The organism is Streptomyces sp. NPDC050997 (genome assembly GCF_040660135.1).
Lineage (GTDB): Bacteria > Actinomycetota > Actinomycetes > Streptomycetales > Streptomycetaceae > Streptomyces.
On sequence record NZ_JBFAGK010000002.1, the window covers coordinates 572,615 to 592,159 of the forward strand.

The 19,545-nt window shown below is 71.8% G+C and carries 17 protein-coding genes and 1 pseudogene; 13 read left to right on the forward strand and 5 right to left on the reverse strand.

The window, feature by feature from the left end; genetic code table 11:
• The first annotated feature begins 189 nt into the window (after positions 1 to 189).
• The 8 genes from AB0H86_RS05775 to AB0H86_RS05810 all read left to right on the forward strand — a co-directional run bounded on the left by AB0H86_RS05775 (position 190) and on the right by AB0H86_RS05810 (position 9,230).
• Complete coding sequence (locus AB0H86_RS05775; protein ID WP_362433360.1) at positions 190 to 1,083, forward strand: alpha/beta hydrolase; 894 nt, start codon at positions 190 to 192, stop codon at positions 1,081 to 1,083.
• A 433-nt stretch (positions 1,084 to 1,516) separates the two neighbouring features.
• Complete coding sequence (locus AB0H86_RS05780; protein ID WP_362433363.1) at positions 1,517 to 2,407, forward strand: alpha/beta hydrolase; 891 nt, start codon at positions 1,517 to 1,519, stop codon at positions 2,405 to 2,407.
• Positions 2,400 to 3,614, forward strand: coding sequence for an acyltransferase (locus tag AB0H86_RS05785; protein WP_362433366.1), 1,215 nt, complete (start codon positions 2,400 to 2,402; stop codon positions 3,612 to 3,614). The genes AB0H86_RS05780 and AB0H86_RS05785 overlap by 8 nt, the downstream gene beginning before the upstream one ends.
• On the forward strand, positions 3,607 to 5,049 hold the full coding sequence (locus AB0H86_RS05790) for a sensor histidine kinase (RefSeq protein ID WP_362433369.1): 1,443 nt from the start codon (positions 3,607 to 3,609) through the stop codon (positions 5,047 to 5,049). Before AB0H86_RS05785 ends, AB0H86_RS05790 begins: the two co-directional genes overlap by 8 nt.
• Positions 5,046 to 5,720: a response regulator transcription factor gene (locus AB0H86_RS05795; RefSeq protein WP_362433371.1), complete on the forward strand. Its 675-nt coding sequence runs from the start codon at positions 5,046 to 5,048 to the stop codon at positions 5,718 to 5,720. Before AB0H86_RS05790 ends, AB0H86_RS05795 begins: the two co-directional genes overlap by 4 nt.
• A gap of 176 nt (positions 5,721 to 5,896) precedes the next feature.
• Positions 5,897 to 7,264 carry a histidine kinase gene (locus tag AB0H86_RS05800; protein WP_362433374.1) on the forward strand — a complete coding sequence of 456 codons (1,368 nt, stop codon included), beginning with the start codon at positions 5,897 to 5,899 and terminating at the stop codon, positions 7,262 to 7,264.
• Positions 7,261 to 7,926, forward strand: a complete 666-nt coding sequence (locus AB0H86_RS05805; RefSeq protein ID WP_362433376.1) for a response regulator transcription factor — start codon at positions 7,261 to 7,263, stop codon at positions 7,924 to 7,926. Before AB0H86_RS05800 ends, AB0H86_RS05805 begins: the two co-directional genes overlap by 4 nt.
• Before the next feature lie 86 nt (positions 7,927 to 8,012).
• On the forward strand, positions 8,013 to 9,230 hold the full coding sequence (locus AB0H86_RS05810; RefSeq protein ID WP_362433378.1) for a cytochrome P450: 1,218 nt from the start codon (positions 8,013 to 8,015) through the stop codon (positions 9,228 to 9,230).
• Here AB0H86_RS05810 and AB0H86_RS05815 read toward each other — a convergent pair.
• The 3 genes from AB0H86_RS05815 to AB0H86_RS05825 are packed head-to-tail and all read right to left on the reverse strand — an operon-like array spanning position 9,213 to position 12,142.
• Complete coding sequence (locus AB0H86_RS05815) at positions 9,213 to 9,530, reverse strand: hypothetical protein (protein ID WP_362433380.1); 318 nt, start codon at positions 9,528 to 9,530, stop codon at positions 9,213 to 9,215. The genes AB0H86_RS05810 and AB0H86_RS05815 overlap by 18 nt on opposite strands.
• A gap of 54 nt (positions 9,531 to 9,584) precedes the next feature.
• Positions 9,585 to 11,219 (reverse strand): ABC transporter permease, encoded by a 1,635-nt coding sequence (locus tag AB0H86_RS05820; protein WP_362433383.1) that lies wholly within the window; start codon positions 11,217 to 11,219, stop codon positions 9,585 to 9,587.
• A complete protein-coding gene (locus tag AB0H86_RS05825; protein ID WP_362433386.1) occupies positions 11,216 to 12,142 on the reverse strand; it encodes an ABC transporter ATP-binding protein in 927 nt (308 codons plus the stop codon). The genes AB0H86_RS05820 and AB0H86_RS05825 overlap by 4 nt, the downstream gene beginning before the upstream one ends.
• A 73-nt stretch (positions 12,143 to 12,215) precedes the next feature.
• On the opposite strand from AB0H86_RS05825, the gene AB0H86_RS05830 reads away from it, so the two are divergent.
• A complete protein-coding gene (locus AB0H86_RS05830; protein ID WP_362433388.1) occupies positions 12,216 to 12,710 on the forward strand; it encodes a MarR family transcriptional regulator in 495 nt (164 codons plus the stop codon).
• A 101-nt stretch (positions 12,711 to 12,811) separates the two neighbouring features.
• A pseudogene (locus AB0H86_RS05835) lies at positions 12,812 to 12,949 on the forward strand (ATP-binding protein); the annotation flags it as partial.
• 132 nt (positions 12,950 to 13,081) lie between these two features.
• On the opposite strand, the gene AB0H86_RS05840 reads toward AB0H86_RS05835, so the two are convergent.
• Positions 13,082 to 14,593 carry an APC family permease gene (locus AB0H86_RS05840; protein ID WP_362433390.1) on the reverse strand — a complete coding sequence of 504 codons (1,512 nt, stop codon included), beginning with the start codon at positions 14,591 to 14,593 and terminating at the stop codon, positions 13,082 to 13,084.
• 162 nt (positions 14,594 to 14,755) lie between these two features.
• Here AB0H86_RS05840 and AB0H86_RS05845 point away from each other — a divergent pair, with 162 nt between their 5' ends.
• Together AB0H86_RS05845 and eutC are read left to right on the forward strand one after the other, a co-directional pair.
• Entirely contained in the window at positions 14,756 to 16,156 is a 1,401-nt protein-coding gene (locus AB0H86_RS05845) for an ethanolamine ammonia-lyase subunit EutB (protein WP_362433392.1), read from the forward strand.
• Positions 16,153 to 16,905: an ethanolamine ammonia-lyase subunit EutC gene (eutC, locus tag AB0H86_RS05850; protein ID WP_362433394.1), complete on the forward strand. Its 753-nt coding sequence runs from the start codon at positions 16,153 to 16,155 to the stop codon at positions 16,903 to 16,905. Before AB0H86_RS05845 ends, eutC begins: the two co-directional genes overlap by 4 nt.
• Before the next feature lie 262 nt (positions 16,906 to 17,167).
• On the opposite strand, the gene AB0H86_RS05855 is transcribed toward eutC, so the two are convergent.
• Positions 17,168 to 18,055: a diacylglycerol kinase gene (locus tag AB0H86_RS05855; RefSeq protein ID WP_362433396.1), complete on the reverse strand. Its 888-nt coding sequence runs from the start codon at positions 18,053 to 18,055 to the stop codon at positions 17,168 to 17,170.
• 192 nt (positions 18,056 to 18,247) lie between these two features.
• On the opposite strand from AB0H86_RS05855, the gene AB0H86_RS05860 reads away from it, so the two are divergent.
• Positions 18,248 to 19,531 (forward strand): adenylosuccinate synthase, encoded by a 1,284-nt coding sequence (locus AB0H86_RS05860; RefSeq protein ID WP_362433398.1) that lies wholly within the window; start codon positions 18,248 to 18,250, stop codon positions 19,529 to 19,531.
• The last annotated feature ends 14 nt before the right edge of the window (positions 19,532 to 19,545 follow it).

Sequence of the window (19,545 nt, forward strand, 5' to 3'; positions counted from 1 at the left end):
CACGGGCCGATCTCCTGGGCGGACGGCCCGTCGGCGCAACGAAGAAGCAGAACCGCTTGAGCCTCACCGAGCGTGACATCCCCTGGTCCGTGCACGTCATGGGCCTGATACCGTCCCGGCCAACGGCCGAGTCCTCTCCTGGAGTCTTCCCGGTCCGCCAAATCCGTTTCGACGCTGAGAGGTTGGAGCATGCCGGACGACGCCGCAGCTCGCGATGGAGTAGCTGCCCGTGCCGCTGCCGAAGAGGAGTCGGCCTTCTCGCACCCGGCGGTCGACCCCGACTCCACCGCGGCGTACGGCGATCACCCCGACCAGGTGATCGACTTCTACGCCCCGCACGAGGGGGTGGGCCCGGGCGGTCCGGTACCGCTGGTCGTCGTGCTGCACGGAGGCGCCTGGCGGGCACCGTACGACCGCCGCCACATCTCCCCGTTCGCGGACTACCTGGCACGTCGGGGCTTCGGGGTGGCGAACGTGGAGTACCGGCGCGGGGGCGCGAGCGAGGGCGGGTCCGGGCCGGTCGCGGGCCGCTGGCCGGACACCTTCGACGACATCGCCGCCGCGCTCGACGCGATGCCGGACCTCGCCCGGGTGTCCCTCCCGCAGGCCGACCCGCGCCGCATGGTGATCACCGGCCACTCGGCGGGCGGCCACCTCGCCCTGTGGGCGGCGGCCCGGCACCTGCTGCCCGCCGACGCCCCGTGGCGCGTCGACCGTCCGGTCCCGCTGCGCGGCGTGGTCGCCCTCGCCCCGATCGCCGACTTCGCGGTCGCGGAGAAGCTGGACGTGTGCGGCGGTGCCTGCCGGCAACTGCTGGGCGGTGACGAGGGGTTCACCGAACGCCGGCCCTACGCCGACCCGGCGCTCCTGCTCCCCACCGGCATCGCGACCACCCTCGTCCAGGGCCGCGCGGACGAGGTCGTCCCGGAGGCGGTCGCCGAGGCGTACGCGGACGCGGCAGCGAAGGCGGGCGAGGTGGTGGGCCTGACGCTCCTGGAGGACGTCGGCCACTTCCCACTGATCGATCCGGTGGCCGACGCCTGCGCGGTGGTGGGGGAGGAGATCGCGCAGTTGGCGTGGTGACCTGTATGGGAGCCCGTGTGACCTGTACGCGTGCCCGCGTGACCTGTGCGGGCCTGTACGCGTGCCCGTGGTCCGGCCCGGTTCCGGCTGTCCCTGACCCGCCCCGGTCGTACCCGTAATACCTGAGAGCTACAGCGCAGATGAGCTCCCTGGCGTGACGCGGACGACGAGCACGGATCCGTAACTTCCCTTCCATACAAGCCCGATGACCGGGCGGACTGGAAGGACGACGACGGTGGGGCTTGAGTCGGGGGCAGGGGCAGGGGCAGGGGCAGGGGCAGGGGAGGGACCGGCCGGGGGCGGGGAGCGGCACCGGGGGCCTGGAAGTGACGGGCCGCGCCGCCGACTTGGCGGGCGTCGGGATCCTGACGGGCGGCGACGCTCGCAGGGGTGGCGTCGTGGTCTTCTCGCCGCCCTCGTCACCGCGGCCGTCGTGGTTCCCCTCTCCGGCGCCGCCCGACCGGAGATCCCCGCGCCGGCTCCCGTCGCCCTGGCCCCGGTGACAGGGGCCACGCTGGACGAGGCGTACGCGGCGAACCGGGCCAACGCCGGGGAGGCGTCCCGGATGGCCGACGCCCACGGCGACCGGGCACGCGCCGCGACGGACCGTGCGATGGCCGCCCCTTCCCGTCGCTTTCTCGCCTTCGACGGCCGCGGTTCCGGTCGTACGGCGGAGGTCCTCGGCGACCTGGCCCACGCCGACCGCGTCGCGGTCCTGGTCCCCGGCTCCGACACCTCACTCGACACATACGACCGCTTCCGCGCGACGGCGACCCACCTGTGGACGGCACTGGACCGGGACCCCCGCGTTGCGGTCGTGGCCTGGCTCGGCTACGAGACACCGGACACCGTCAGCACCACGGTCGCCACCAGCGGCCGCGCCGAGCAGGCCGCCCCGCACCTGCGGGAGTTCATACGGCAACTGCGCGGCATCGTCGGCGAGAAGGCCCGGCTCTCCCTGCTGTGCCACTCGTACGGCTCGGTCGTCTGCGGGCGTGCCGCCGCCGGCCTGGACGTGGACGACATCGCCCTGGTCGGCAGCCCCGGCACCGGCGCCGACACCGTGGCCGGCCTGCACACCCGGGCCCGGGTGTGGGCGGCCCGCGGCTCCGACGACTGGGTGGGCGAGGTGCCGCACGTCAGGGCCGACCTGTTCGGCACCACCGTCGGCTTCGGCACCGACCCGCTCTCCCCGTCCTTCGGGGCCCGTGTCTTCGCCGCGGGCGACGGAGGCCACAGCGACTACTTCGCACCGGGCTCGGCCTCCCTGACCAACCTGGCCCGGATCGTCCTCGGAGCGACCTCGGAGGTCACCCGTGCGTGAGACGAAGACCCCGCACCGCGTGTGGGAGGTCATACGACAGGGCGCCGACCGGGTCGACGCCGCCACCCCCGCCGAGCGTGACCGCGCGGTCGACACGCTGCGCGCCCTCGCGATCCTCGGCGTGGTCCTCGGCCACTGGCTGGTGACCGCCCTGGTCGCGGACGGCGGTGGACTGCGCACCGCGAGCCCGCTCCAGCACATGCCCTGGCTGGCCCCGATCTCCTGGGCGTTCCAGACACTCGCCGTGTTCTTCCTGGTGGGCGGCCATGTGGCGACCCTCGGCTACACCTCGGCCCGCGCCCGCGGCATGACGTACGGCCAGTGGCTGGCGTCCCGGCTGTCCCGCCTGTTCAGACCGGTCGCGGCCGTCCTGGCTCTGTGGACGGTGACGGCGACGGCCCTCCTGCTGACGGGCGCCGAGTTCGCGACGGTGCGCACACTGGTCAAGCTGGCGCTGTCCCCCTTGTGGTTCCTGTTGGTCTTCGCCGTCCTGACGGCGGCGACTCCGCTTCTGCGCCGACTCAACCCTCTCTGGCCGCTTGCCGTCGTTCTCCATGTGGACCTTCTCCGCTTCGGTCTCGGCGGCCCGTCCTGGCTCGGCTGGGTGAACGTGGCGGCGGGCTGGCTGGTGCCCTACTCCCTGGGCGCGGCCTGGACGCGGGGCGAGTTGGACAGTCGCCGCGCGGGCGTGCTGCTGCTGACGGGCGGCGCGGTGACGACGGCACTGCTGGTCGCGTTCGCCGGCTACCCGGCGTCGATGGTCGGCGTCCCCGGCGCCGGGATCTCCAACCTGAACCCGCCGACGCTGGCCGCGGTCACCTTCGGCCTCGCCCAGTGTGGCCTGGCCCTGCTCCTGCGCGACCGACTGCGCCGGACGATGCGGCGCCCCTTGGCCTGGGCGGCGGTGGCGCTGGTGAACCTCTCCGCGATGACGATCTTCCTCTGGCACCAGACGGCCCTCATGGCCACCACGGCCACCGGACTCCTGGCGGGTCGGCTGCCCGGCCTGCACACCGCCCCCGACGGCCTGGACTGGGTGGCGGCCCGCCTGGCCTGGCTCCCGGTCCTCACCCTGGCCCTCGCGGTGTGCTGGACGGCGTTCCGCCATCAAGAGCAGGGCGTCCGCCAACGTTCCGAGCGCCGGGGCCGCTCGCGGGTGGTCCGCGTGCACCGGACGTCCGAACGCGCGGGGGCGCCTCATGTCTAGGGTGGACCGCGTGACCGAGACGGGGGTGGAGCACGTGCTCCGGAGGTATGTCCTGCGCTGGTTGCGTGTGTTACGCGACGATCTGCTCCACTTCAGGGTGGACCCGCTGCCGCCCTCCATGTGGCTGCGCTGGCTGCCGCACGGATTGCTCTGCCTCGTCGCGTTCGGGGTCACCCTCGGGGGCATGGCGCAGCTCACAGACAACGGGGGAGTGGGCACCCAGATCGCCTTCCTGCTCGGGCTCGCTCAGGGCGGTGCGGTGTTGTTCGCGATGTGGCGGCCGATCCCCGCCTGGTTGCTCACCACGGCGGCCATGGTGGGCGGCGCCTTCGAGGTTCGCCGCCAACTGTTGGCCGGTGGCGCCCACGACTTCGTCTGGCCTTGGACGGCGGCCGGGATCATCGGGCAGATGGCCGTGCTGCTGCTGCTCGCGCTGCGCGTGCCCACCCGGGTGTCCGTCGAGGCTCTGGGTGTGACCACGCTCCTCACATACGCGATACAGGGCCTGTTGGGCGCCGCCGACTACCAGCCCACCGGGGTGCTCGCGGTCATCCTGTTCGCGGTCGTCGTGGTGCTCGGTATCGCCCTGCGTGGCCGCCGCGAGGCCCGCGCCGAACTCGGCCGGCAGACCACGATGACCGCCGAGGAGCGGGCGCGGCGCACGCTGCTGGAGGAGCGCAACCGCATCGCTCGCGAACTGCACGACGTGGTGGCCCACCACATGTCCGTCATCTCGATCCAGGCACAGGTCGCCCCGCACCTCGTCGAGAACCCGCCGGACGAACTCATGGAGAACCTCGCGGGTATCCGGCAGAACGCGCTGGAGGCGCTGACCGAGTTGCGCCGGGTCCTGGGTGTGCTGCGCGCGGAGCACCCTGACCGGCCGGAGTCGCCCGACGAAGCCGGCACCGGCACCGCCCCGCACGCCCCGCAGCCCACCCTGGACCGGATCCCCGCGCTCGTGGAGAACACCCGGGCCGCCGGTCTGACCGTGACTCTCGAGGTCATCGGCAAGCCGCGATCCCTGCCGCCCGGCGTGGAGTTGTCGGTGTACCGGATCGTTCAGGAGGCGCTGAGCAACGTACTGCGCCACGCGCCCGGCGCGATCGCCCGCGTCCAACTCGACTACAGGCTGAACGGCGTGGGCGTGAGTGTCGCCAACTCGCGGCCCACGAGGCCCGCGCCGCCGTCGCCGGGCGCCGGGCACGGACTGCTCGGCATGCGGGAGCGGGTGGTCATGCTCGGCGGTGCCCTGTTCGCAGACTGCGACGGGGACGGGGGCTACAAGGTGTCCGCGTTCATCCCGGTGGCCGTCCTCGCCGACGGCCTGACCTACGCCCGCCGGCCGGGCGCACCAGAACCCGTTCCCGGCGCCGGACCGAGCATCCGTCTGAGCCAGGCCCCGGCCACCGACCCGAAGGGCGACACCGTATGACGAGCGGCACCATCCGCGTACTGATCGCGGACGACCAGCAGATGGTCCGGCAGGGCTTCACGGTGCTGCTCAACACCCAGCCCGACATCGAGGTGATCGGCCAGGCGGTGGACGGCCTGGACGCGGTCGCCCAGGTCGCCGAACTCGCCCCGGACGTCGTCCTCATGGACATCCGGATGCCGGAGCTCGGCGGCATCGAGGCCACCCGCCGGATCACCGTCGAACGGCCCGACATCAAGGTGCTGGTGCTCACCACCTTCGACCTCGACGAGTACGTGTACGAGGCGCTCAGGGCCGGGGCGTCCGGGTTCCTGCTGAAGGACGCGTCCGCGGACCAGCTCGCCGAGGCGGTGCGGGTGGTGGCGGCCGGCGACGCGCTGCTCGCGCCGGGCATCACCAGGCGGCTGATCGCCGAGTTCTCCCGCCTGGGCGACCGTCCCCGCGCCCCGCTCAAGGAACGCGTCGGCGGTCTGACCGAACGGGAGACGGAGGTGCTGGCGCTGATCGCGCAGGGCCTGTCGAACGCGGAGATCGCCGAGCGTCTCGTCGTCGCCGAGCAGACCGTGAAGACGCACGTGGGCCGCATCCTGGTGAAGCTGAGCCTGCGCGACCGCACACAGGCGGCGGTGTTCGCGTACGAGTCAGGGCTGGTACGTCCCGCCGGGTACTGAAGCCCTGCCGTGCCTGCGGCCGTGCGGTGCCTGCCGGCCCTGCGGGTGTGTGGCCGCTGACCTGTGTCGACCCGTACGGGTCGGCCCGCCGGTACCTGTAGTACCTGAGACGGACCCCGAAGGACCACTCTCACTGCTGACGACCGCGACCCCGTCCTCCGCCTACCGTTCTGTATGTGACCGAGACGACACAGACACACCCCACGCCGCAGGGCGGAATCAGAGCCCGCAGCCCTGAGTACCGGCTGGCCGTGGACGCCCTGCGCGGCCTGCGGCAGGAGCTGTTCACCAACGCCTTCGCCTACGACCCGCTGCCCCGTATGCGCGTCGACGGCCCCGTGACCAGGCGGTTGCCGGGCCGCCTGCGGGAGTACGCGGCCTGGGCACCGCACGCCGTGGTGGCGTTCACCGGACTGTTGGCGGCGATCACCGCCGCCTCCGCGGAGGAGGCCGCGGCCAAGGCGGTCGGCGACACCGGCTCGCTGCTGTCGGCGCCGCTGGCCCTGTTCCCGGTCCTGCTGGTGCTGCTGCGCCCGACCGGTGCCTTCTGGCTGTCGCTCGTGGCCACCCCGTTCGCCGCGGTGCTCGTCAACAGCTACGACGACTGGCCGTGGCCGATGGGCAACTTCGCCACCCACCTGATCGTCCTGACCGTCGTGGCCATCCGGACCGGGCCCCGCACGGCGGCCTGGATGTGGATCCTGACCGGGGCGTACGGCATCGGGTCGGAGATCACCCTCGGTGGGGGCCACTACTACTCGAACACCGGGCCCATGCTGGTCGTCTCCGCGCTGATCCTCCTCGTCGTCGCCGTCTGGTACACACGCCGGACGGCCGAGAAAGAGGTGACGGCCCAGCAGACGGTGACCGAGCACGAGCGCTCCCGCCGCACCCTGCTGGAGGAGCGCACGACGATCGCCCGCGAACTGCACGACGTGGTCGCGCACCACATGTCCGTCGTCGCCATCCAGGCGGAGGCCGCCCCCTACCGGGTGGAGAACCCGCCGCCGGAGCTGGAGCGCGCCTTCGCCACGATCAGGGAGAACGCGGTGGCGGCCCTCACCGAACTACGCCGGGTCCTGGGCGTGGTCCGCGCCGAGGACTACGAGGCCCCGGATGCCCCGCAGCCCACCCTCGCCGACCTGGACGCGCTGCTCGCCAATGTGCGGGACACGGGACTGAGCGTCGACAAGACGGTGACCGGAGCGGTGCGCGAGCTGCCGCAGGGCGTGGAGCTGTCGGCGTACCGGATCGTGCAGGAGGCGCTGAGCAACAGCCTGCGGCACGCGCCGGGGGCCGACGCCCGGGTGGAGATCGGGTACGTCCTGGGCGGGCTGGGCCTGCGGATAGTCAACGACCCGGTGCCCGAGCCGTCGCTGGTGAAGCCCTCTCCCGGAGCGGGGCACGGCATCACCGGCATGCGGGAGCGGGTCTCCATGCTGAACGGCGAGATGACGGCGGGCCCGGCGGAGGACGGAGGCTACGAGGTGACGGTGTTCCTGCCGGTGACCACGGTGACCGCGGTGAGCGAGGGTGACGTATGACCATCCGCGTCCTGATCGCGGACGATCAGATGATGGTGCGCGAGGGCTTCTCGGTCCTGCTGAACGCCATGCCGGACATCGAGGTCGTCGGCGAGGCGGTCAACGGACGGGAGGCGGTCGACCAGGTCCGTGAACTCGCCCCGGACGTGGTGCTGATGGACATCCGCATGCCCGAGCTGAACGGCATAGAGGCGACCCGGGAGATCGTCGCCGGCGACGGCGCGGCGAAGGTGCTGGTGCTGACCACCTTCGACCTGGACGAGTACGTGTACCAGGCGCTCAGGGCGGGAGCCTCCGGCTTCCTCCTCAAGGACGCCTCGGCCCGCCAACTCGCGGACGGAGTACGGGTGGTGGCGTCCGGGGAGGCCCTGCTGGCCCCCTCGGTGACCAGGCGACTGATCACCGAGTTCGCCAAGCTGTCCGCCGCCCCGCGCCTCGCGCCCTCCGCGCAGGCGGCCTACGGCGACCTGACCGAACGGGAGACGGAGGTGCTGGTGCTGATCGCACAGGGTCTGTCGAACTCCGAGATAGCGGAGCGGCTGGTGGTCGCCGACTCGACGATCAAGACGCATGTGAGCCGGATCCTGGTGAAGCTGGGACTGCGGGACCGCACGCAGGCGGCGGTGTTCGCGTACGAGGCCAGGCTGGTCATGCCGGGCTGAGAAGGCCGCGCCGCTGGAGGGACACGGCCGCGTCGCCGGCGGGACACCCCTGGTCAGACGCAAGGGCGGCGGGCTAGCGTCCGGGCATGGCAGCTGATTCCGACCTCGCGTTCGACCCCTGGGACCCGGCGTTCGTCGCCCATCCGTACCCGGCGTACGCCGAGTTGCGTGAGCGTGGCCGGGTGCTGCGCTACGAGCCCACCGACCAGTGGCTGGTGTCGCACCACGCGGACGTCTCGGCGTTGTTGCGGGACCGTCGGCTCGGACGGACGTATCAGCACCGGTTCACGCACGAGGACTTCGGGCGGACGGCGCCGCCGCCGGAGCACGAGCCGTTCCACACGCTCAACGACCACGGAATGCTCGACCTGGAGCCTCCGGACCACACCCGGATCCGCCGGCTGGTGTCGAAGGCGTTCACCCCGCGCACGGTGGAGCGGCTGAGGCCGTATGTGCACGGGCTGGCCGGTGAGCTGGTGTCCGCGCTGGTGGAGGCGGGCGGGGGTGATCTGCTGACGGACGTGGCGGAGCCGCTGCCGGTCGCGGTGATCGCGGAGATGCTGGGGATCCCGGAGGCGGACCGGGCGCCGCTGCGGCCCTGGTCGGCGGACATCTGCGGGATGTACGAGCTGAACCCGTCGCAGGAGACGGCGGCGAGGGCGGTCAGGGCGTCCGTCGAGTTCTCGGACTACCTCCGGGAACTGATCGCCGCCCGTCGTAGGGAGCCCGGCGACGACCTCATCTCGGGCCTGATCGCGGCGCACGACGAGGGCGACCGTCTCACCGAGCAGGAGATGATCTCCACCGCCGTGCTGCTGCTGAACGCCGGCCACGAGGCGACGGTCAACGCCACGGTGAACGGCTGGTGGGCCCTGTTCCGCAACCCCGACCAGCTCGCCGCCCTCCGCGCCGACCACTCCCTGGTCCCGTCCGCCGTGGAGGAGTTGATGCGCTACGACACCCCGCTCCAGCTCTTCGAACGCTGGGTGCTGGACGACATCGAGATCGACGGCACGGTGATCCCCCGGGGCGCCGAGATCGCCATGCTCTTCGGGTCCGCCAACCACGACCCGGCGGTCTTCCGGGATCCCGAGCGGCTCGATCTGACCCGGGAGGACAACCCGCACATCTCCTTCAGCGCGGGCATCCACTACTGCATCGGCGCGCCCCTGGCCCGTATCGAGCTCGCGGCCTCCATGACGGCACTCCTCGAGAAGGCGCCCACGCTGAGCCTGACGGCGGAGCCGGTGCGGAAGCCGAACTTCGTGATCCGGGGGCTGGAAGGGCTATCCGTGACGGCCTGACGGGTGAGCGTCCGGTCGGTGTTCGTTCGGCTGGTGGTCGTCCGGCTGGTGGTCGTCCGGCTTCGGTCGGCCGCCCAGTGCGCGGGCGAGCAGCGCGTAGACCAGGGTCGGCCCGAGGGCTCCGGCGAGGAACACGAGCGGGAGCTCGGTGAACAGCACACCGAGGTCCAGGCCCTCGTCCTCGAAGCCGTGGCCCAGATGGATGCGGGTGCGAGCGGAGGAGAGCCACAGGAGGGTGGCCGCCAACGCGCCCACCAGCGACAGCACACATCCACCGCACGCCACGGCATTCCGGTTCATGCCCGAACAGACGTGTCCGGCACCCACCCGGTTCACCCACCGCGACGGGGACCCTCACGTCGTGACGTCACGCCGCCGAAGTCCCGCCAGTCCCGCCCCGGTCAGGGTGGCTGCCAGAAGCAGAAGGACCAGTACCGGGCCCCACTCCATCTCCCCGCCCGGGAGCTTCGGGAGGTGGCCGAACGGGGAGAGGTCCAGGACCGTTTGCGGAACGTCCAGCGCGGGGCCGACCCAGCCGATCAGCAGTACCGCCCCGGCCACACCCCAGGCCGCCATCGCCGCCCGGGGCGCCACTCCGTGCAGCAGCACCGCCAGACCGCCGACCACCCAGACGCCGGCCACCTGCACGAGACAGGCGCCCAGGATCGGCCCGGCCTCCTTGCCGTAGCCGAGGGCGAAGCCCAGTCCGGCGAGCAGCATGATCAGTGCGGCCCCGCCGAAGGCGATCACCAGGTGCCCGGCGGCCCATCGCAACCGGCCCACCGCGTTCGCCAGCACCGGTTCCGCGCGCCCGGAGGTCTCCTCGCCGTGCAGTCGTAGGACGGAGGCGACGACGTAGAGCGCGGCGATCAGGCCGAGCATGCCGACCATCGCCGACAGGAACGCGTCCGTCAGGCCGGCCTGTCCGCCCATCCGCTCGATGATCTCGCGGGCGTTGTCGTTGTCGCCGACGAGGTCGGCCGCGCCTTCCGTCATGCCGCCGTAGACCAGGCCGGCGAGGAAGAAGCCGATGCTCCAGCCGAGCACGCTGCCCCGCTGCAAGCGCCAGGCCAGCGCCGCCGCCGAACCGAGGCGGCCGGCCGGCGGTCCGGGCCGGGTGGGCAGGAAGCTCATGCCGACGTCCCGCCGCCCGGCGAGCGCGTACGCCACCGTCGCCTGCGCGGCGACCGCCGTCATGAACAGGAGCAGTACCCACCAGCGTTCGTCCGCGTACGGCCGTAGGTTCTCCAGCCAGCCGAGGGGGGACAGCCAGGTCAGCACCGAGGAGCCGTCGTCGGTGGCCGAGTCGCCCGCCGCGCGCAGCGCGAAGGCGGCGCCGAGGACCGCCGCGGTCAGCCCGCGGGCGAGCCGCGCGCTCTGAGTGAGCTGCGCGACGATCGCCGCCATCGTGGCGAAGACCATGCCGACGCCCGCGATCCCGATCCCGAACGCCAGCCCGCCGGTGGTTCCCCGGGCGGCCAGGCCGGCCACGACCAGCAGCGCCGTCAGCGTGTTGGCGACCGCCGCCGCCAGCAGGGCCGCGGTGAGGGAGGCCCGGCGGCCCACCATGCCCGAGGCCACCAGCTCCTGACGGCCGCTCTCCTCCTCGTCCCGGGTGTGCCGGACGACGACGAGCAGGCTCGTCACGGCGGCCAGCGCCCCCGCGTACACGCCGACCCGCCAGGCGGTCAGCGCGCCGATCGAGTCGCCGAAGACCGGGCCGACCATCGCGCGCAGCGAGGAGTTGGTCGACATCTGCGTGAGCAGGTCGGCGCGTTCGGCGGGGGTGGCGTAGAGGCCCTCCAGGGTGTTCGGCATGGAGAGGACCATGAGCGCGTTCACCGCGACCCAGATCGGGATCATCACGCGGTCGCGGCGCAACGCGAAACGCAACAGGGCGCCGGTTCCCGCCAGTTGGCGTAAGCCGGTGGGCCGTGGGCCGGTGGGCCGTGAGCTCGTGGGTCGCGGGTCGAAGGCGGTCGCGGTCATCGAGCCACCCCCTGAACGACCCCGTCCTCCTGGTAGTGCCGCAGGAACAGCTCCTCCAGGGTCGGCGGCGTCGACGTCAGCGACCGCACGCCGGACTCGCTGAGTGAGCGCAGCACGGCGTCGAGTTTGTCGGTGTCCACCTGGAAACGGACCCGGTACCCCCGGCCCCCTTCCGTTGACTGGGTGGCGAGGTCGTGGACGCCCGGCAGTAGCGCCAACCCGTTGGGCGCGCCCGCGAGTTCGGCGGTCACGCTGGTGCGGGTGAGGTGGCGCAGCTCGGCCAGCGAGCCGGTCTCGACGGTCTGTCCCCGGCGGATGATGCTCACCCGGTCGCAGAGTTCCTCGACCTCGCTCAGGATGTGCGAGGAGAGCAGGATGGTGCGGCCGCGGTCCCGTTCCTCCTCCACGCACCGCTGGAAGACCTCCTCCATCAGCGGGTCCAGACCGGAGGTCGGTTCGTCCAGGATCAGCAGGTCGACGTCCGAGGCGAAGGCGGCGACCAGGGCGACCTTCTGCCGGTTGCCCTTCGAGTACGTCCGTCCCTTCTTCCTCGGATCCAGCTCGAACCGCTCGATCAGCTCGGCGCGGCGGCCCGGGTCGAGGCCGCCGCGCAGCCTGCCGTAGAGGTCGATGACCTCGCCGCCGGAGAGGTCGCGCCACAGCGTCACGTCGCCGGGGACGTACGCGATCCGGCGGTGCACCTCCACCGCGTCCGCCCAGGGGTCGCGGCCGAGGACCTGCGCGGCGCCCGAGTCGGCGCGCAGCAGGCCGAGCAGGACGCGGATGGTGGTGGACTTGCCGGCCCCGTTCGGACCGAGGAAGCCGTGGACCTCGCCGGACTCGACGTCCAGGTCGAGGCCGTCGAGCGCGTGCGTCCCGCCGAACGACTTGTGCAGCCCGGAGACACTGATTGCCTTCGTCATTCTTCAGAACGTACGCTTCCTTCAGAAATTTGTGAAGTTAAGGAAGCGTATAAAGCCCGGATAGGATGAACGCATGACGGAATCAGCCGGGGCCGGGCGGGACGCGGAGGCCGTGTCGAGGTTCGTCGAGTCGTTCGCGGCGCAACTCGTCGAGGCGGGGATGCAGCGCATGGCCGCTCGGGTCTTCGCCGCGCTGCTCGCCTCCGACGAGGGCGTGATGACCTCCGCCGAGCTGGGTGAACAGCTGCGGATCAGCCCCGCCGCGGTGTCCGGGGCGGTGCGCTACCTGGCCCAGACGCACATGGTGTCGCGCGAGCGGGAGCCCGGCTCGCGCCGCGAGCGCTACCGGGTGCACGGCGACCAGTGGTACGAGGCCCTGACCAACCGTGAGGCGGTCCTCAAACGGTGGGAGGGCGCCCTGCGCGAGGGCGTCACCAGCCTCGGCGCACAGACCCCCGCGGGCCGCCGGATGACCGAGACGCTCGCCTTCTTCGAGTTCCTCGACGGCGAGGTCTCGGCCATGATGGAGCGCTGGCGGCTCCACCGCGAGAAGACGTTCGGCGCCTGAAGCGGACGCCCTGCCGGAGGAAGCCCGCCGGCTCGCACCGAAGGAGACCCCGAGCTGACCGCCGACCGCCGACCCGATACGGCTGCGGCAGCCGGTGGCCGACCGGCGGCAGCGGCCTCGGGCGGGCCATCGTCCGCCGGCACACGGAGACACACGGCGGCACGGCCACCGCACGCAGCGTCCCCGGCACCGGGTCGGGGTTCACCCTTCGGCTGCCCACCGGCCGGCTGCGGAACTGAACCACGCGTGCCACCGGTGTCCCCCTGCCGTCAGGCCGGCCGGGCCGGCACCCGGGCGCTTGCGGGGTGTCAGTCAGGCGGCGGACGCGCGTGCGTGCCAGGCGGCGGAGGCACAGCCGCGCTGCCGCCGCACTACCGTTCCTTGGTCTCCTCGAGCACCGTTCGCCCCAGCAGCGCATACCGCTCCGGGGACCGTCGCTTCAGATACTGCGCGTACCCGATGCCCGTCGCCGCGACCAGGGCCACCAGCCACGGGGTCGCCTTCAGGACCAGGGAGCCGGACTCCGAGCCGGCCGCCACGCCCATGTTGGACACCAGCAGCACCACCACCGCGAGCATCGCGACGCCACCGATGAGCGGGGCGGTGAAGGTCTTGAACCAGTGCCGGCTCTCGGGGTGGTGGGAGCGGAAGTACGCCAGCACCGCGAAGGAGCACACGGCCTGGACGACGAGGATCGCCATGGTTCCGAGGATGGCGAGAAGGACGTACAGGCCGGCGTACGGGTCCTTGCCCGCGATCCAGAACGCCGCGATCAGCACGGCGCTCACGATGGTCTGGACGAGGCCCGCGATGTGCGGGGAGCCGTGCCGGGCGTGGGTGCGGCCGATGGTGTTCTTCAGGGACGGCAGGACGCCCTCGCGGCCCAGCGCGTACATGTAGCGGGCCGCGCAGTTGTGGAAGGCCATGCCGCAGGCCAGGGAGCCGCTGATCATCAGCCATTGCATGACGACGACCGCCCAGTGGCCGACGTACTGCTCGGTGGGGTTGAAGAACAGCGCGAGGGGGTTCGCCGAGGAGGCGGCGGCGACGGCCTCCTTCTCGCCGTTGCCGGTGATGGCCATCCAGGAGACGAAGACGTAGAAGACGCCGACGCCCAGCACCGAGATCATCGTCGCCTTGGGGATGATCTTCTTCGGGTCCCGGGACTCCTCGCCGTACATCGCGGTCGACTCGAAGCCGACCCATGACCAGAAGGCGAAGAACAGGCCGAGGCCGGCGCTCGTGCCCTGGAAGGCGTTGACCGGGTTGACCGGGCCGAAGGTGAAGCCGTCCGGGCCGCCGCCGTGCAGGGCGACCGAGATCGCCATCGCCGCGAGGACGGTCACCTCGGTGGCCAGGAGCACGACGAGCAGCTTCTCGGCGACCGAGACTCCGAACCAGGTTCCCATCGCGTTGACGGCGAGCATCAGGACCGCGAACACCCACCACGGAATGTGCAGCCCCGTCTGGTCCTTGAGGGTCGTCGTCGCGAAGGTCGAGAAGATGCCGATGAGGGCGGGCTCGAAGACGACGTACGCGAAGGTCGCAAGGAGCCCGGAGGCGAGGCCGACCGTGCGGCCGAGGCCGTAGGAAATGAATCCGTAGAAGGCGCCGGTGGAGGTGATGTGCTTCGCCATCGACGTGAAACCGACGGAAAAGATTGCCAGGACGACCATTGCGACGAGATAGCTCGCCGGGGCGCCGATCCCGTTGCCGGACGACACCATGAAGGGCACGTTCCCGGTCATCGCGGTGATCGGCGCGGCGGTCGCGACGGCCATGAAGACCACGCCGAGCAGGCCGATGGCGTTGGGTTTGAGGCGGTGGACGGTTTCCTCGCCGGCGCTGTCCGCCGCCGGGGCGACGCCCTCCTGTACTGCCATCGGGTGGCCCCTTCCTGGTTTCCGTGAGCGCGCGACGCGCGCTGCCGATGGAGTGGAACTCTGTGGCCCGAATGAGTCGGTCAAGGGTGTCGGTGCGTTAAATGTTTGTCAACCAGACCTTTAGAAATCTGACCGCAACACACGGCTCGTACGGTCACCGTCATGAGCGCCTACACCTCCACCCTCAGCGGCGAGCGCCATCGCTTCGACTCCCTCGCCCGGCTGCTCGCCGCCGCGAGCCCCGAGCGCTCCGGCGACCGGCTGGCCGGCCTCGCCGCGTCGTCGGCGCGGGAGCGGGTCGCCGCGCGCTGGGCGCTGGCCGAGGTGCCGCTCACGGCGTTCCTCACCGAGCCGGTCGTCCCGTACGAGACCGACGAGGTGACCCGGCTGATCATCGACACCCACGACCCCTTCGCCTTCGCTCCGGTGGCGGGGATGACGGTCGGGGAGCTGCGGGAGTGGCTGCTGTCGGAGGAAGCCGACGCGCGGGCGCTGGCCGCGCTGGCGCCCGGGCTGACGCCGGAGATGGCGGCCGCGGTGTCCAAGCTGATGGGGAACGCGGATCTGGTGGCGGTGGCGCGGAAGGTGCGCGTGGTGACCGCGTTCCGGTCGACCATCGGGCTGCCGGGGCGCCTTGCGACCCGTCTCCAGCCGAACCACCCCACCGACGACCCCGCGGGCGTGGCGGCGGCGCTGCTGGACGGCCTGTTGCTGGGTTCCGGCGACGCGGTGATCGGTGTCAACCCGGCGACCGACAGCCCAAAAGCCGTACGGGACCTGCTGGAACTGCTCGACGGGGTGATCACCCGGTACGGGATCCCGACCCAGTCGTGCGTCCTGAGTCATGTGACGACGAGCGTGGAACTGATGGCCCGCGGAGCCCCCGTCGACCTGGTCTTCCAGTCCATCGCGGGGACGCAGGCGGCGAACGCGTCCTTCGGGGTCACCCTCGGCCTGCTGGACGAGGCGTACGAGGCGGCCCTGGCGCTCGGGCGGGGCACGGTCGGCCAGAACGTCATGTACTTCGAGACCGGGCAGGGCAGCGCCCTGTCGGCGGACGCGCACCACGGGGTGGACCAGCAGACGGTGGAGGCGAGGGCGTACGCCGTCGCTCGGCGGTATCAGCCGCTGCTGGTCAACACGGTCGTCGGCTTCATCGGCCCCGAGTACCTCTACGACGGCCGGCAGATCCTCCGCGCCGCCCTGGAGGACCACTTCTGCGGCAAGCTGCTCGGCCTGCCGATGGGCCTCGACATCTGCTACACCAATCACGCGGACGCCGATGACGACGACGTGGCGACCATGCTGACCATGCTGGGCGTCGCGGGCGCCTCGTTCGTGATCTGCACGCCGGGCGGCGACGACATCATGCTCAACTATCAATCGGCCTCCTACCACGACGCGTTGTACCTGCGGGAGGTGCTGGGCCTGCGCCCGGCACCGGAGTTCGAGGCATGGCTGGAATCGATCGGGCTGCTGGACGAGCGGGGAGCGATCCGGGACGTGTCCGGTACGGCGGGCGCGCATCCGCTGACGGCGATCGGAAGGGAAGTCGCGGCATGACCCAACCACCCGTTCTCGCCGACGACATGGCCCTCTGGTCGGCCCTGCGCCGCCACACCCAGGCCCGGATCGGCCTCGGCCGGGCGGGCTCGGCACTGCCGACCCGGCACCGGCTGGAACTCCAGGCCGCGCACGCGGCGGCCCGGGACGCCGTGCACTCGCCGTTCGACCCGGACCTGATCGCCGCGGCGCTCACCGGTGTGCCGACGGTACGGGTCCGCAGTGCCGCGCCCGACCGGCTGACCTACCTCCAGCGCCCCGACCTGGGCCGCCGGCTGCACCCGACAGACCGGGCGCATCTGCCGACGGGGGCGTGGGACGTGGTGTTCGTGATCGCGGACGGGCTGTCGAGCCGGGCGGTGCACGAGCACGCGGCGGCGGTGGTGCGGGCGACGACCGCCGTGCTGCCGCCCGGCACCGGCGTGGCCCCGGTCGTCCTCGCCGAGCAGGCCCGCGTGGCCCTCGGCGACGACGTCGCGCACGCCATGGGCGCCGCGTCCGTGGTGGTCCTGGTCGGCGAACGCCCCGGCATGTCCGCGGCGGACTCCCTGGGCGCGTACCTCACCTACGGCCCGAAGCCCGGTGAGACGACCGACGCCGCCCGCAACTGCCTCTCCAACATCCGCCCCCCGAGGGGCCTGACGTACGAGACGGCGGCACTGAAGCTGGCCGCGCTGTTGCGCGGGGCGCGGGAGTTGGGGCGCAGCGGGGTGGATCTGAAGGACGAGGCGGACGCGCTGCCCGGGTAGTCACCCGGCACCCGGGGGGCCGGAGCCCGGGCGGATCGGCGGAGGGCGGCCTACGAGGCATCCTGATCGGCGCACCGGCTTCCGGCGGGCCGGAGCCCGGGTGGATCGGCGGAGGGCGGCCTGCCAGGCATCCTGATCGCCGCATCGGCCTCTGGACGTCCGCGCGCCCCTCGCGGCCGGACGGCTCCGGCCACCGTCTCGACGCGAACGCGGGCGTGCACGCCGGCCGGGGGCGCACCGCGGGCACCTGGCTGCCTGCCCCTCACCCGTCCGGCAACGTGAGCCCCAGCGCCCCCTCCCACACCGTCCACGTCCGCTTCCGTACCGGCCCCGCGACCGTCGCGTCCGCGCGGTACCGGAAATCCGCCCCCGAGACGGTCACCCGGCGGCCCCTGGCCAGCAGGGGGGACGCCTCCGCGCCCACCGACACCGGCCGGACCTCCACCGCCGCCGCTCCGGAGCCGCCCGGGGTCACGGTGACCGCCTCCACCGGCTGGTCCAGGTCGACGAGGGTCTCGCCGTCCACCTCGACGCGCAGTCGCGAGGGGCCGGGGCCGGGGTCGAACTGGGCGGGGCGTAGCGGCCGGGCCGGCACCAGGGTGCGTACGAGCGACTGGCAGGTCCGCAGCCAGGGATGTGCGGGCGCCTCCCCGTCCATCGCGTCCAGCCCCGCGTCCAGCCCCGCGTTCACCCCCGCGGCCTCGCGCGCGAGAACCGGCGGTATCCGCAGCGCGCCGAGCACCACCCCGTCGCTGTCGTCCACCAGCAGGTCCAGCCGCCGCTCGGTTCCCTCCAGCACGGCCCGCGACGCCGCCACCGCCCCGGTGGGCAGGCCCAGGGAGCGGGCCAGCGACAGCACTCCGCCCACCGGCACCACGGACAGCGCGCACTCCGCCAGCTCCCGCCGCCGGTGCAGCAGGGACACCGTCCGGACCAGCGCGCGGTCGTCCCCTATGACCACCGGCCGCCGCGATCCGCGCCGCGTCAGCGCCCGGGCGAATTCCTCCGGCCCGTCCGGCAGACACACCTTCATGCTCGCCGCACCCCCGCTGAGCACGTCTTTCGCGATCCGTACGGACTCTCCGTCCATCCTCCGGGCGACCGGATCGATGACCACCAGCAGCTGGTCGGACGTCGCGAAAGTCGCCACCTCGGTCCTGCCTCGCTTCCTCGGGTAGCATCTTTGTGCAAGAGCCCCTTGCGCTATTGCGCCAGGGGCTTCGTCTATTCCGGGGCATCCGGTCCGACGGGTTGCGGCCAACGAAGGTCGCCGGTGTACGAGGCAACCATGCCGCGTACCCCCTGACCTTGGACATGCCCCGCCCGGAAGGGGTGTACGCGCGTGCCCGCACTTGTGCTGCTCGGTGCTCAGTGGGGTGACGAAGGCAAGGGAAAGGCGACCGACCTGCTCGGTGGCTCGGTGGACTATGTGGTGCGCTACCAGGGCGGCAACAACGCCGGCCATACGGTAGTCGTGGGCGATCAGAAGTACGCCCTCCACCTCCTCCCTTCCGGAATCCTCTCGCCGGGGTGCACCCCGGTCATCGGTAACGGAGTCGTTGTCGACCCGTCGGTCCTGTTCTCCGAGCTGAACGGACTGAACGCGCGCGGCGTCGACACGTCGAAGCTCCTCATCAGCGGAAACGCGCACATCATCACGCCGTACCACGTGACGGTGGACAAGGTGACGGAACGCTTCCTCGGGAAGCGGAAGATCGGCACCACCGGTCGGGGCATCGGCCCGACCTACGCCGACAAGATCAACCGCGTCGGCATCCGCGTCCAGGACCTGTACGACGAGTCCATCCTCACCCAGAAGGTGGAGGCGGCCCTCGACGTCAAGAACCAGGTCCTCACCAAGCTCTACAACCGGCGCGCGATCGCCGTGGACCAGGTGGTCGAGGAGCTGCTGACGTACGCCGAGAAGCTCGCGCCGTACGTCGCCGACACGGTTCTGGTGCTCAATCAGGCGCTGGAGCAGGACAAGGTGGTGCTCTTCGAGGGCGGCCAGGGCACGCTCCTCGACATCGACCACGGCACGTACCCCTTCGTCACCTCCAGCAACCCCACCGCGGGCGGTGCCTGCACGGGCTCCGGCGTCGGACCGACGAAGATCAGCCGGGTCATCGGCATCCTGAAGGCGTACACGACCCGCGTCGGCGCGGGCCCCTTCCCGACGGAGCTGTTCGACGAGGACGGCGAGGCGCTGCGCCGTATCGGCGGCGAGAAGGGCGTGACCACCGGCCGTGACCGCCGCTGCGGCTGGTTCGACGCGGTGATCGCCCGCTATGCCACCCGCGTGAACGGCCTGACGGACTTCTTCCTCACCAAGCTGGACGTCCTGACCGGCTGGGAGCAGATCCCTGTCTGCGTGGCGTACGAGATCGACGGCAAGCGCGTCGAGGAACTCCCGTACTCGCAGACCGACTTCCACCACGCGAAGCCGGTCTACGAGAACCTTCCGGGCTGGTCCGAGGACATCACCAAGGCGAAGTCCTTCTCCGACCTGCCGAAGAACGCCCAGAACTACGTCAAGGCGCTGGAGGAGATGTCCGGCGCCCCGATCTCCGCGATCGGCGTGGGCCCGGGCCGGGACGAGACGATCGAGATCAACTCGTTCATCTAGAAAACGCCGGACGG

Coding starts and splice junctions, on each gene's coding strand:
- AB0H86_RS05795 (WP_362433371.1), top strand. CDS start 5,046: ATGACGAGCGGCACCATCCGCGTACTGATCGCGGACGACCAGCAGATG.
- AB0H86_RS05830 (WP_362433388.1), top strand. CDS start 12,216: ATGACGGAATCAGCCGGGGCCGGGCGGGACGCGGAGGCCGTGTCGAGG.
- AB0H86_RS05775 (WP_362433360.1), top strand. CDS start 190: ATGCCGGACGACGCCGCAGCTCGCGATGGAGTAGCTGCCCGTGCCGCT.
- AB0H86_RS05840 (WP_362433390.1), bottom strand. CDS start 14,593: ATGGCAGTACAGGAGGGCGTCGCCCCGGCGGCGGACAGCGCCGGCGAG.
- eutC (WP_362433394.1), top strand. CDS start 16,153: ATGACCCAACCACCCGTTCTCGCCGACGACATGGCCCTCTGGTCGGCC.
- AB0H86_RS05815 (WP_362433380.1), bottom strand. CDS start 9,530: ATGAACCGGAATGCCGTGGCGTGCGGTGGATGTGTGCTGTCGCTGGTG.
- AB0H86_RS05805 (WP_362433376.1), top strand. CDS start 7,261: ATGACCATCCGCGTCCTGATCGCGGACGATCAGATGATGGTGCGCGAG.
- AB0H86_RS05810 (WP_362433378.1), top strand. CDS start 8,013: ATGGCAGCTGATTCCGACCTCGCGTTCGACCCCTGGGACCCGGCGTTC.
- AB0H86_RS05825 (WP_362433386.1), bottom strand. CDS start 12,142: ATGACGAAGGCAATCAGTGTCTCCGGGCTGCACAAGTCGTTCGGCGGG.
- AB0H86_RS05820 (WP_362433383.1), bottom strand. CDS start 11,219: ATGACCGCGACCGCCTTCGACCCGCGACCCACGAGCTCACGGCCCACC.
- AB0H86_RS05845 (WP_362433392.1), top strand. CDS start 14,756: ATGAGCGCCTACACCTCCACCCTCAGCGGCGAGCGCCATCGCTTCGAC.
- AB0H86_RS05790 (WP_362433369.1), top strand. CDS start 3,607: ATGTCTAGGGTGGACCGCGTGACCGAGACGGGGGTGGAGCACGTGCTC.